A 13,005-nucleotide genomic window follows, 5' to 3' on the forward strand; every position below is an offset into this window, starting at 1 on the left:
AGCACCGGGCCGAGGTCGGTTGGACTGCTATATGGTCTGTTTTCATGGCAGATTCGCGGGCCAATTCGGGGGCCAGATCAGCGTCGTTGTTCGGCGTCGACCTACATCTGGACCTGACCGGCCCCGGCCTGCGCGCCGGGCTCACCGACGCCCTGCGGGAGGCCATCCGGACCGGACGTCTGGTGCCCGGCACGCGGCTACCGTCGTCCCGCTCACTCGCGGCCGATCTTGGCGTGGCCCGCAACACCGTTGCCGACACCTACGCCGAACTGGTCGCCGAGGGCTGGGTCACCGCCCGACAGGGTTCCGGAACGCGGGTGGCCAAGCGGGCCGAACCGCGCGGCGCGGCGCGGACCGCAGCGCGGCCGAGACCCGCTCAGCGCCGTCCCACGTACGGGCTGCTGCCGGGTGCGCCGACTCTCGCGGAGTTTCCCCGTACGCAGTGGCTCGCCGCAGCTCGGCGGGCTCTGTCGGCGGCCCCGAACGATGCCTTCGGCTACGGCGACGCTCTCGGCCGGGTGGAGCTGCGTACCGCCCTCGCGGACTATCTGGCGCGGGCTCGCGGGGTGTACGCCGAGCCGGACCGGATCGTGGTCTGCGCCGGCTTCCACCATGGTCTGACGCTGATGGCGCAGGTCCTGCGGGCACGGCGGGTCTCGGCGCTGGCTGTCGAGTCGTACGGCCTCGACGTGTATCGCGATCTGTTGACCAGCGCTGGCCTGCGCATTCCGCCCCTCTACGTCGACGAGCACGGCGCGCGCACCGACGACCTGGCGGGGTTGGACGGGGCGGGGGCGGCACTGTTGACACCGGCGCATCAGTACCCGACGGGGGTCGCGTTGACCCCGCAGCGGCGGACGGCGGCGGTGGACTGGGCCCGCGCCACCAGCGGGCTGATCTTGGAGGACGACTACGATGGGGAGTTCAGATACGACCGTCAGCCGGTGGGAGCGCTGCAGGGCCTCGACCCGGAGCGGGTGGTGTACTTCGGCACGGCGAGCAAGTCGCTGGCGCCCGGGCTGCGGCTCGGTTGGATGGTGCTGCCGAAGGAACTGGTCCCTGAGGTCGTAGCGGCCAAGGGGGACATCGACTATATGTCGAGTGCGCTGGAGCAGTTGACCCTCGCGGAGTTCATCGCCTCGGGCGCGTACGACCGTCAGGTGCGCTCGATGCGGGTGCGCTACCGGCGCCGCCGCGACGAGTTGGTGGCGGCGCTGGCTCAGCGGGCACCCGGTGTCCGCGTGACCGGGTTGGCCGCCGGGCTGCAAGCGGTCCTCGAACTTCCGCCCGGCACCGAGGGTTCGGTCGTTCAGGCGGCCGACCGCCAGGGTCTGGCGGTGGCCCGGATGGCCGACTTCCGCCACGAGCTGGCCGACCCGGGATGGCAGTCGGCCGAGCGGGACGCCCTGGTGGTCAACTTCGCGGCGCCCTCGGACAGCGCGTGGGCGGGAGCGCTGGACGCCTTGTGCAGGGTCATGCCCCAGTAGTGCGTCGTCAGGTCGACAGGTCTGGATCAAGGCCGGATTGGCCCATGGATTCGCCATCGAATTGGACCAGCACACGGTGCCAGTCAACGCGTAACTTTGCGGCCGTGACCACGAACCAAGCACCAGCAAACAGACAAAACCCCCAGCGCGCATAGCGCGCCCGAACCGGGCGATGTCTACCCGAGCGGCGCGTCTCGCTCCGACCCATGGGCGATCAGGCGGCGGCGGATGGCAGGACATCCCTCTCCGCCGCTGAGCGACCGGGCGTTACCGGCGTTGCCGCAGCGGCCAGTCGTCGCGCGGACCTTTGCGAACCGGCGGCGGCAGCGCACACAGCTCGACGTACCGAACTACCAACAATTGGGAGAAATGATGCGGGTATTTCTTGCCGGTGCGTCCGGCGTCATCGGACAGCGGCTGATCCCCCGACTGGTGCAGCTGGGGCACGTGGTCGGCGGTATGACGCGATCGTCCAACAAGACGGAGCTGCTGGCGCAACTCGGCGCCGAGCCGATCCTGTGCGACGTCTTCGACCGGGACGCAGTGATCCAGGCAGTTCGAGACTTCGCACCGGACATCATCCTGAACGAACTGACCGATCTACCGGATGAGGTGGAGAGGATCGGTGATCATGCGGAGCTGAACGCTCGCATCAGGACCGAGGGCAACCAGAACCTCATCGAGGCGGCGCGGCAGAGCGGATCGCCGAAGATCCTGGCCCAGACCGTCGCCTGGCAGCTTCCGGACGGGCCCGACGCCCGGGCTGTCGCCGAGTTGGAGCGCGCCGTCCTCGCCGAGGGTGGCGTGGTGCTGAGCTACGGACAGTTCTACGGGCCCGGCACCTACAACGAACAGCGAATCCCGGCCGAGCCTCGGGTCCAGATCGATCGGGCCGCCGAGCGCACTGTGCAACTGCTGGATGCGGCGTCGGGCGTCGTCGTCATCACCGACTAGCGATCACGATCCGGCCGCCGCGTCGCGCCGAACCCGGCCGTGGGCCAGACCCGGGCCTGACGGCAGTGGCCCGGCGGCCGAATCCCCTTCCCACCGTCACCAATTCGCCGGCCCATCGCTGCGGCCACCCCATGGAGCTGTCATGTCCTCGATTCCGGGAACCATCGACGCGCCCTCGACCCGCCGGCGGCGCACCCTCCCCGCCGGCCTGGCGTTGACAGGTGCGGCGCTCGCGTTCACCAGCCTGTATCTCGCGGCGGGTGTGCTGACGCCCCTGCTGGTGCTCTACCGCCAGCAGTGGAACTTCGCACCGTCGCTCCTCACGCTGGCGTTCGCTGTCTATGCGATCGGCTTCCTCGCCGCCGTCCTCACCCTGGGGTCGCTGTCCGACCACGTCGGCCGGCGCCCGGTGCTGATCGGCGCACTGGTGATCCAACTCGCGTCGAACGCCCTGTTCCTCGTCGCCCCCGACGTGAGCTGGGTGATCGCCGGGCGCATCGTGCAAGGTGTCGCCAGCGGCGCGGCGACGGCAGCCTTCACCGCAGCGCTCGTCGAACTCGCCCCGCCGAACAGGAAGAGACTGGGTACGGTCCTCGGCAGTGTCGGCCTCACCGGTGGGCTGAGTGCCGGCTCCCTGCTGGCCGGTCTCGCCATCCAGCTCACACCCAGGGCGAACTCGATCATCTTCGCCGCCCTCATCGTCCTCACGATTCTCGGTGCCGTCGTCATCGCCCTGTCTCCGGAGACCATGCCCCGTAGCGCAGGTGCGCTCCGCTCGATGGTTCCGCGCGTTGCCATCCCGCCCGCCGCCCGAGCGGAGTTCGCCGCCGCGGCACCAGTGGTCGCCGCCGTCTGGATGCTCGCAGGTCTCTCCGGCGGGCTGGCCCCGAGCATGGTTCGCAGCGTCTTCCATCTGGACAGCGGCCTGCTCAACGGCGTGGCCGGGTTCATCGCGCCGGCGGTCTCGGCAATCGTCGGACTGGCCTTCACCCGCATCGACCCGCGGCGAGCGATGATCATCGGAATCTACGCGTCCCTCGCCGGGGCCACCGGCATCATCGGTGGAGTGTTCGCCGGAAGCCTGGCCGTCATGATCATCGGGCAGGCTGTCGCCGGTGTCGGCTTCGGTGCGTCCTTCACCGCCGCCCTACGCCTCATCTTCCCGCTCGCGGCAGCGCACCAGCGCGCGGGAGTCGTCGGCGGAATCTACGTCGTCTCCTACCTCGCCTTCGGGCTGCCCATCGTCATCGAGGGGCAGCTCGTCGGCCCACTCGGCGAGGTGCCGGCAGTCGTCTGCTACACCGCGTTGACCGTCCTCCTGACGCTCGTCAGCCTCGCCGGCCAGACCCGGATCAGCGGCCGCACCCGCGGCTGACAAACGCTCGGGTCGGTCAACGGCGCACCCGGCAGCGCAGGTGAAGCACCCGGTTGCCCTGAATCACCACGTCAGGATCGTCCAACAGGTGCTGCGCGTGGACCGACCCGAAGTAACGCTTGCCGGACCCGAACACGACAGGTACGACGTCCATGCGCACCTCGTCGACCAGGCCCGCGGCAAGCACCTGGCCGCCGACGTCGCCAGCGGCGACCTCGACGATGCGGTCCCCCGCGAGCTCCTGCGCCCTGGCCACGGCTGCCTTGACGCCGTCGACGAAGTGAAACGGCGCCTCAGGGTCCCACCCCTCGGGCTTCGGCCGGTGCGTCACGACGACCACGTGGTCGATCCCGCTCGGAGGCTTCCCGTCCCAGCCGTCCGTCATGTCGAAGACGTGGCGGCCGGCGATCGTCACCCCGATCTGGTCCCAGTACGGTCGGATGTAGTCGAAGGACACCTGTGACACCTTCAACGCGCCACTCTCGTCCAACGGGACGTCACCGCTGGTCAGCCAGTCGAACAGCGGTCCGGGCTGGTCGTTCTCGTCGGCGATGAAGCCGTCCACCGACACCGAGCTGTACATGACCACTTCGCCCATTGGCGAGCTCCTCTGCTTCGACTGCGCCCAGGTTAGGGTCTCGTGAGCTGTCGCTCTTGTAAGGAATCAATCGGTCGGTAGCGGCCAGCCGTCCAGCACGTGGCCGGGATGTTCGCGCAGGAACCGCCGCCTGACCTCGACGTACCGGGTCGGTGTGAGCCCGGTGAACGCCCGGAACTCGTGGCCGAAATGGGCCTGGTCGAAGTAGCCTGCGCCGCCGGCGAGGTCGGCCCAGTCGATCGGTTCGGCGGGGTTGATCGAGAGCAGGACGGCGGCGAAGCGGTAGCTGCGGGCCAACCGCTTCGGCGTGACGCCGATGAGCTCCTTGAACCGCTGCGCCAGGTGCGTGTTGCTGACACCGGCGGAAACCCTCAGCTCGTCGATCGCCACCGCCCCGCTGGTCGCGGCGATGATGCGGCTCGTATGGCGGACCAGCCCCAGGCCGGCCGCGTCGCCCAGCCGTCGCATCAGCTCCTCCTCGAGCAGCGTCAGCATCTCGTGGGGTCCCTCGGCAGTGGCCAGCCGGTCGCGCAGCTCAGCAGTGGAGGGTCGGCCCCACACCTGCTCCACCGTCACCGGCCGGTCGCACAGCTGCACTGCGGGCATCGGCAGGAACGGCGCCAGCCCCCACGGCTTGAAGTGCACGCCGACGGACCGGGTCCGGGGTGGATAGCCGAACTCGAAGGCGCGGGTGGGCGTGGTGACCACGCAACCGTCGGCGTACTCGGCCGTCTCGATCTCGGTGCCGGCCCGAATGTGAAACGGTGCCCCGAGGTTGAGGATGAGCAACGCCGCCGGACTTGCCGGCAGCGTCAGTCGGGCGTACGGCGGCGCACCCTCCAGGTAGTAGAGGTCGTCGATCAGCCCGTCCAGTGGCGGTCGCGGCACTCTGGACACGTACTCCACGCCCACAGTATCGCCGACGTGACACCGGGGAACGTGGATCACCACCAGTCGAAGTAGCGGCCCGCGTGGAAGATCCCCACGCCGATGGCGGCGACGATGCCGACCACGAGCACGACCGGAGCGATCACCACGCTGCCGGCCGCGATGCCGATAGCGCCAGCGGCGATGGCCAGACCCGCCCCGATGCCGACGCCGCCGGCCACCACGCCCGGCGTGTCGCCGGCCTCGGCGGCCCGGTTCATGCTGACGTACGAGACGGCGGCCAGACCGATGCCACCGATCACCAGTCCGGCGGTCATCGCGCTGACTGTGGCGACAGTGGCACCGGGCACGGCGATGGCGTACAGCTCCAGGCCACCGCCGACCGCGCCGAGCGCGTCACCGACGCCCATCTCCCAGTCGCCGTGCTGGTAGTCGCCCCACAGGGCGAACGCCGACAGGCCGAACCCGACGACACTGAGCCCCTTGCCGAGCATCCCCGTCCGGCCCGGCAGTCCGCGCACATGCTCCGGCGTGGTGGCACTGGGCGGGATGTCCCGCCCGCGTCCCGGGTTGGTCGCCGTGCGGATCGCGTTTCCGGCGCTGGCCGGCGCGTCGGTCTCGGTGATGATGACGGCCTGGGACCGCTTGCCGGCCATGGTGCCGCTCGGGTTGGCCTGGATCGCGGCATCCGCGTCCCGGGTCGCCTCCCGGGCGATGTCACCGGCCTTGCCGTACCGGTCGGTCGACTTGATCTGCTTGACCGTGGTGCTGGTCTCCAGGTCGAAGTCCGCCGTGTTGTCGCGCCACGGCATGCCGTAGAGCCATTCGAGGATGTTGCCGCGGAACGTCCCCCGGCCGCCCTTGAACTTGAAGTTCCAGATGAACTTCTCGGCGGCGGGCGCGGTGTGCGCGGCAGCGCCACCGGTGACGCCGGGTGCGGCCGGAGCCTTGCCGCCGTTGTCGGCCGGCGGCGCGGCCGGGGGCGGTTCGGGTGGTGGGGCCGGTGTGGGTGGTGGCGGCTCGGCCGGTGGCGGCTCCGGTGGCGGCGGAGGCGGCGCGGGCTTCGGTTTCGGCGGTGCCGGGGGCGGCAGTACGGCGTGCAGCACCCAGGTGCCGCCCGGATGCTCGGACCAGTTGCCGCCCTCCAGGTTGAGGGTGACGTTGGCCTGGTAGTAGATGACCGAGTTCTTGTTGTTGATCCGCGGGTCGAGGGTCGCGCCGTGACTGTTGAGATAGCGGCGGAAGTCCTCCACGGTGGGGTTCTCGGACCCGGTGAAGTGGGACTCCGTGATGGAGATGTCGTGGGTTTCCGGCCCCTTGACAGTGGTGGGCTTGAACCCGGCCGGATCGGCCATTCCCACCGGATTGTTGCGGCAGTACCGGAACAGGTTGCCCCCGTCGGTGAAGCCGCCCGGATCGCTACTCGCCCACCTGCCCAGCCACGGCACGTAGTACCGAGCGCCGGCGTAGCAGAAACCCGTCTCGTCGTCGACCTCGTGCCCGCCGAAGCGGTACCGCTTCAGGCTCAGGTCGTTGCCCGGCCGGCCGTACCGGTACGCGGTGGTGCCGTACGGGTGGTACTCCTCGTAGCAGATGAGCATCCCTGCCGCGTCGGTCTCCAGCGCGGCCGAGCCGAGATGGTTGGTGAGCTGGTAACGGATCAGCGCAACGCCGAGCGGGTTGGCCGGGTCGAAGCCGCCGACGTCGACGGTCTTGACGTCCACCTGGGCGACCGGGCCGGTGTCGTCGGCGATGGTGGTGGTCCACCGTTCGTGCTGGAGGGTGCCGGTGACCCGGTTGCACCGCCGGAACACTGTGACCGCACCCAGGAAGATCCATTCAAGTTGGACGCTGCCCGGCCGGTCCACGACCTTGCGCAGCCGCTGCCCGCTCGCGGCGTAGACGAACCGGGCTTCGCCACCGCCGCCGAGGTCGACCCGGCGGAGCTGGTCGTGGACGTTCCACTCCAGGGCCGGCAGGTGCGGCATAACGGTCAGGTTGCCGACGGCGTCGTGCGCGTACAGGGCCGAGTAGGGGCCGGCGTCCGCGTCGCCGGGCAGGCTCGTGGCGGCCAACCGGTTCGTGGCGTCGGCCGGGTCGTCCTGGTACGCGTACCGGTAATGCCGGGTCCAGCCGGCACCCACCCCGGCCTGCGTCCGGAACCGGTGCCGGAGCACCGTGAGGTTGCCCAGCGGGTCGTACTCGTACTCCTCGGTGTAGGCACGTACCGCGCCGGCATCGGTGAGGCTACCGGCGGGCGGCACGTCGGTCTGGTCGCGGATCGCGTCGTTCGGCGCCCCGGCCAACTCCCGCCCACTCGCCCGGATCAACTGGTAGAGCGGGTCGTACGCGTAGTCGCTGGCGGCCGGCACCGCCGCGTTGCCGAAGAAGGTGGGCGCGCCCGGCTCGGCCACCCGGGTCAGGTTGCCCACCGGGTCGTAGGTGTAGCGAAGGTCGCGCACCCCGGCGGTGAGCAGTCGTTCCAACCGGAACGTCATCGGGTCGTAGAAGTACTCGGTGACCAGGCCGTTGCCGTGCCGGGCGAACCGCCGCCGACCCAGCGCGTCGTAGTCCTGCTCGGACAGGAACTCCACCTCAGCGCCCTGGCCGCGCAGCCGCGCGGTGAGCCGGCCCAGCATGCCGCCCTCAAGGTAGGTCGGTCGCAGCTCGGTGGCGTCGGGCAGGGTGACCTGTGTTGGACGGTTCACCGCGTCGTACTCGGCGGCGGTGCCGAAGACCTCGCTCTCCAGCAGCGGCGCCGCTGCGGCCAGCAGCGCCGCGTGGTCGGGCGCGGCGGCCACCGCTGACCAGTCCGGGCCGTCGACATGGTCGGTGGCGAGTCTCCGTTCGGCGCGGCGCGGGTTGCCCTTGAAGTCCACCTCGGGCACCCGCACCTGTCCCGCCGGGTCGAACACCAGGTACGGCACGCCGTGCAGGCCCAGCGTCGCCGCGTCCGGATGCCGGTCGCCGAAGACCACGTACTGCACACAGCGCTCCGCGCCGGCGGACTCGCTGACGTACAGGCCGACGGGCCGGTGCAGGGCGTCGTACGTCGTGCGGAACGTCCGGCCGTGTTCGTCCCAGATCCGGCGCACCCCACCGAGCACGTCCTGGAACACCCACCGCTCGCCCTTCTCCGCGCTCCACGACCGCACTCCCGCGCCGTGCATGGCGGTGGCCGCGGTGGCGATGTGCCGGCCCAGCGCGTCGTACCCGTCGCAGGACCGGCCGGTGAGGTCTCCGGTGGTGCGTACGCCGAACCGCTGGCCGGCGCCCCGGTCGGCCACCGTGTAGACGGCCCGGCCGAGGCTGTCGAAGTGGATCACGGAGGGCGTGTCGGCGTGCGTGGCGGCGAGCCACGCGGCGCGGGTGGCCGGGTCGGCCGGTTCCGGGTCGGACACGGCGGGGCTGCCCCGCTCGGCGTACCACTGGCTGTCGAGCACCGTGTCGTTGGCGTCGAACAGCCGGTGCGACCAGGCATTGGACTCGACCCGGCTGAGGGTGCCGTCCGGATACCGGGTCAGCACGGCCCGGCCCAGCGGGTCGTAGTAGCGGATCGCTGTGGCGCCGATCTCGCGCAGCGCCGCGGCGTCCTCGTACTCGTGGGTGGTGCTGAAGTACGGCTGGTACCGCTTCACCGGGTTGCCCTTGTTGTTGACCACCGTGCGGCCGGTGCCGACCCAGCGGGGGTCGGCGTCCACCTCGACGGCCACCCCGTCCGCACCCACCTCCAGGGCCCTGCCCGGATGCACCAGCGACTTGGTGATCGCCACGCCACCGGTGCCGGTGCTGTACTCGTAGCTCTCCAGCCAGCGCGGGTTGGTCGGGCCGTGCCGTTCCCGGTGCCGGCCCCGGCTGTACGCGGGCTGGCCGTTGACCACCCAGTTGAACGGGTCGTAGGTGAACGTCAACGTCGGGTCGTCCAGGGTGTCGCCGTCCCCGGCGCCGGGCCGGCCGAGCAGCGCCGAGGCCACCACCCGGCCCAACTCGTCGTAGCGCACCGCGCGGCGCTGCCCGTTCGGGTCGGTGACGAGGCTCGGGCCGAGCACCAGGTAGTTGTTCACAGCGGTGGTCACCGACCAGGGCGCCTGGTCGATGGTCACCCGCTCGGTGAGCAGGTGGTAGCCGTCGAAGGTGACAGCCGTCGTCAGGCCCAGCGCGTCCCGGGCCCCGTTGGACAGGTAGAAGTGCGCGGCCGGATCGGTTGGATAGCGCAGCTCGCCGGAGGGGATCCACCAGTCCGGGCCGCCGTCGAGGTGCACGTAGCCGGCGGCGGTCAGGTCCGCGCCGGTCACCGCGGTGCCGTAAGCCGCGGCCAGCGCGGCCGGGGTGAAGGCGAGTTGGTACGTCTGGTGCCCCAACCCCAGGCTGTCCCACTGACCGGCCGGCAGCGGCGTCAACGCGTTGTCCCGGAAGCGCACCTGTGACCGGGACAGCAACCGCCGTTGCGCGCTGACCTCGTCCGCCACCACCTCGTACCCGATCGGGGTGGCCGCGGCGAACCCGGCGAGCAGTTCGGCGCGGGTGAACAACGCGCCGGCCGGGGCCAGTCCGGTCAGCTCGTGCCCGACCGCCTCGTACGCGGCGCGGATCCGGTACGCCGGCACCGGCAGCGTCTCGTCGACGTCCGGGGTGTACCGCTGCTCGCCGTAGGTGACGTGACGGCGTCGCTGTTCGGCGGTCACCTCGGCGGGCAGTTCCGGGTCGGGCGTGGTGCGGCCGTAGACCACGGCGGCGGCCTGGACGACGGTGCCGTACGGGCCGAGGACCAGGTTGAGCCGATGGCTGATCCGGGGCTCGCCCGGCTGCCTGTCGTAGGAGAGGCTGACCGCCTCCCGCTCGACGGCGACGAACACCCGCGCGTCCAGCCGCTGCACCTGGTACGTCTGCTCGACCACCCCGTACGGGTGCTCCTGCGCGGCACTGCCGTCGTACGAGTACACCTCCTGCCGAAGCGGCAGGCCGCGCAACGCCCGACGGCTCTCCCGCAGCTCCGCGGCGGAGACGCCGACCGGCAGCTCCGCGGTGGGCAGGTGCCGGCCGGCGTACCACTCGGCGGACAGGTCGACCGGGGCGCCGGTGTGGTACCAGGTCTTCGTGGTGACCGGTGGCTGGAACAGCTCGGGCGAGGTGTCCTGGTTGCCGTCGACCGCCTCGACGCCCAACACGTGGTCCACGAACGACTCGCCGTCGATCTGCTCGACCATGCCGAAGCCGGCGAACTCCCGCTCGACGCCGTCGTAGTGCCCGTGGTGGTAGCGGTAGCCGGTGACCAGCCGGGTCCCGGTGATCCGGTCCACCTGTTCGACCCGCTCGACGACCTGCACCGGGAACGGCAGTCCGGTCACCCACGGCTGGCCGGCCCGCCGGTCGGCCAGCTGGAAGGCGGTCGAGGCGGCGTACCGGATGGTGGTCTCGCCGCCCAGGTTGTTCACCACCCGGGTGAGCAGGTGTGGCTTGCCGTCGGCGGCCAGATTCAGGTAGCGCACCGGGCCGGCCGCGTCGCCGGGCAGCGGCGACGACCACACCAGGCAGCCGGTGCCGGTACCCAGCAGGTCGGTCACTGTCACCGTCGAATCGGGCGTGACGTGCGGCAGGTCGGGCAGGTCGGCTGGGGCCGACCAGCCGTTGCCGGACTGGTTGTACCAGAGCCGGATCTCGCGCCGGCCCAGGTAGCACAGGTCCATCACGCCGGTGCCGTCCACGTCGGTGAGGAGCACCCGGGCTGGGTCGAACTCGTCCAGCCCGGTGAACCACGGCGCGTCGTCCATCTCGACCTTGGCGCCGAATCGTCCGTAACCGACGTTGGGCCAGTAGCAGACGGAACCGTCGCGGACCCGGACCAGGTCGGTGAGCCCGTCGCCGGACATGTCGGCGAGGAAGACGCTCTGCCGGTCGTCGGAGCGCAGCAGCCGCGGCCCACGGTCCTCGTCGGCGGGCCAGAGCGCGGGTCGCGCCGGGCCGTACCCCACCTCGGCCAGCGACTCGTGCCAGGCCAGCACTGTGTCACCGGCGATCAGCAGGTCGGCCCGGCCGTCCCCGGTGAGGTCCAGCAGCAGCAGGTCGGGGCTGGCCCAGTCGACGGCGGGCAGCTCGCGGAACGGCTGGAAGCCGGACCAGCCGGCGTCGTCGGTGCGGCGGACGAAACCGGCCGGTACGGTGCCGAGCTGGACCAGCTCGATCCGCCCGTCACCGTTCACGTCGACCAGTTGCTGGCGTCCGCCGGCCAGGTCGGTCAGCGACGGCACTGTGGGCAGCGCGGTGACCGGCCCGATCCGGCCGGCGCCGAGGTTCGGCCGGTAGTAGAGGGCCCCCTCGTGCCCGGTCAGCACCCCGGCGATTCCTTCCCCGTCCAGGTCCACCCACAGTTCGGTCCGCCCGTCCACGCCGGCCGGCAGGTTCTCCAGGCTGCCGCGCTCCAGTTCCCGGGTGGTCGCCGCGATGGTGGCCGGTGTGTATGCGAAGGTCACCGGGGGCAGTGCGGCGCTGGTGTGCCCGCCGCCGGCGGCCGGGGCGTAGCCGCGCTGGGTCACCTCGACCAGTGTGGACAGCACCGGCCCGCTGGCGTATTCCAGCTCCACTGCGCGGACCAGGCAGTCCGCGCCCACCTCGGGCTCGTCAGGGAAGTGGTGGAACATCAGGATCCGGTGGCACAGCCGGTAGGTGCGGACCTCGAAGCCGGCACGGTAGGTGGAGAACGGGTCCGGCCGGCAGGTCCAGTCTGCGGTGTCAGCGGGCAGCGGGGTGTCCGGGTGGTGCTCGCCGTAGTCGAGCACGACCTCGAACAGCCAGCCGGCGTCGGCGATCCGGGCCGGTGTCAGGTCCACCGGGCGCCGGCCGTCGGGGTCGAGCAGCGGCACGGTGTTGCCGTACCGCACCGACTTGAGGTAGCGGTTGGCGTTCCGGTCGGTGCGGTGCCGTTCGTGCGGCCGGTCCAGGTCCAGGCCGGTGGTGTCCTCGGGCTTGTAGGTGTAGACGACAGCGTTGCCCCGGTCGTCGCGGGTCTCGCAGAGCAGCCAGGTGTGCACCCGCCGGCCCAGGCCGATGCGGGAGCCGCCGTCGCGGCCGTACACGGCCAGCAGGTTCGACCCGGACAGGGTGCGCCAGTGCACGTCACCGTCGGAGTCCCGGGTCCACCGCTCGATGCGGGCGAACGCCCCCTCGGTCCGGGGCCGGAACCGCTGCACCGTGTGCCCGGCGACCGGAGTGCCGCCGGGAACCGGAATCAGGTCGTCCTCCCCGGACAGCAGGAAGGTGTCGGTGTCGTCGTATCGGGGTAGGCCGCGGTCGGTGCGCCGGCTGATGGCCGGCACGGGCAACTGCCAGCCGAGGCCGAACGGGCCGTTCCCGGCGCCCGAGTCGTAGCTGAGTGTCAGGTCGGGTTGGAACCCGGACCGGCCGCCGCTGACCGGGATGGGAACGGACATGCCGCCGGTCCCGGTGACGGGGTGGGCGGCGAACGTCTCGCCGATGGCCCGGATCGCGCCGCCGCCGGTGGGCAGGCTGATCGCCGGTCCGCCGAGTCCCGGTCCGGTCGCGGCCCGACCGGCCGGCGGCGGCCCGGTGCCGGTCGCGTCGGTCGGCGGCCCGCCCGGGCCGAACGCCCCGCCGGGAGCGCCGGCGCCGGTCGGGTCGGCGGAGCCGCGCCACCGGGAGCCGGGCCCCGGCGATCCGCCGCCGACCGGGTAGCTGGTCGTCACCGC

At 71.4% G+C, this 13,005-nt stretch carries 6 protein-coding genes; 3 read left to right on the forward strand and 3 right to left on the reverse strand.

Annotation, left to right across the window (positions count from 1 at the left end; all coding sequences use genetic code 11):
• Positions 1-44: 44 nt before the first annotated feature.
• The 3 genes from AB0B94_RS25625 (at position 45) to AB0B94_RS25635 (ending at position 3,816) form a co-directional block, all read left to right on the forward strand.
• Complete coding sequence (locus AB0B94_RS25625) at positions 45-1,487, forward strand: PLP-dependent aminotransferase family protein (protein ID WP_357285358.1); 1,443 nt, start codon at positions 45-47, stop codon at positions 1,485-1,487.
• 372 nt (positions 1,488-1,859) lie between these two features.
• Positions 1,860-2,441 (forward strand): NAD-dependent epimerase/dehydratase family protein, encoded by a 582-nt coding sequence (locus AB0B94_RS25630; RefSeq protein ID WP_357285361.1) that lies wholly within the window; start codon positions 1,860-1,862, stop codon positions 2,439-2,441.
• Between the two features lie 142 nt (positions 2,442-2,583).
• Positions 2,584-3,816 carry an MFS transporter gene (locus tag AB0B94_RS25635; RefSeq protein ID WP_357285364.1) on the forward strand — a complete coding sequence of 411 codons (1,233 nt, stop codon included), beginning with the start codon at positions 2,584-2,586 and terminating at the stop codon, positions 3,814-3,816.
• 16 nt (positions 3,817-3,832) lie between these two features.
• Here AB0B94_RS25635 and AB0B94_RS25640 read toward each other — a convergent pair whose 3' ends face one another.
• The 3 genes from AB0B94_RS25640 to AB0B94_RS25650 form a co-directional block, all read right to left on the reverse strand.
• A complete protein-coding gene (locus AB0B94_RS25640; protein ID WP_357285367.1) occupies positions 3,833-4,414 on the reverse strand; it encodes a dihydrofolate reductase family protein in 582 nt (193 codons plus the stop codon).
• Between the two features lie 66 nt (positions 4,415-4,480).
• Positions 4,481-5,320, reverse strand: a complete 840-nt coding sequence (locus AB0B94_RS25645; RefSeq protein WP_357285370.1) for a helix-turn-helix domain-containing protein — start codon at positions 5,318-5,320, stop codon at positions 4,481-4,483.
• A 38-nt stretch (positions 5,321-5,358) separates the two neighbouring features.
• Positions 5,359-13,002 carry a SpvB/TcaC N-terminal domain-containing protein gene (locus AB0B94_RS25650; protein WP_357285375.1) on the reverse strand — a complete coding sequence of 2,548 codons (7,644 nt, stop codon included), beginning with the start codon at positions 13,000-13,002 and terminating at the stop codon, positions 5,359-5,361.
• Positions 13,003-13,005: the final 3 nt, after the last annotated feature.

Source organism: Micromonospora sp. NPDC048986 (assembly GCF_040649335.1).
GTDB lineage: Bacteria > Actinomycetota > Actinomycetes > Mycobacteriales > Micromonosporaceae > Micromonospora > Micromonospora alfalfae.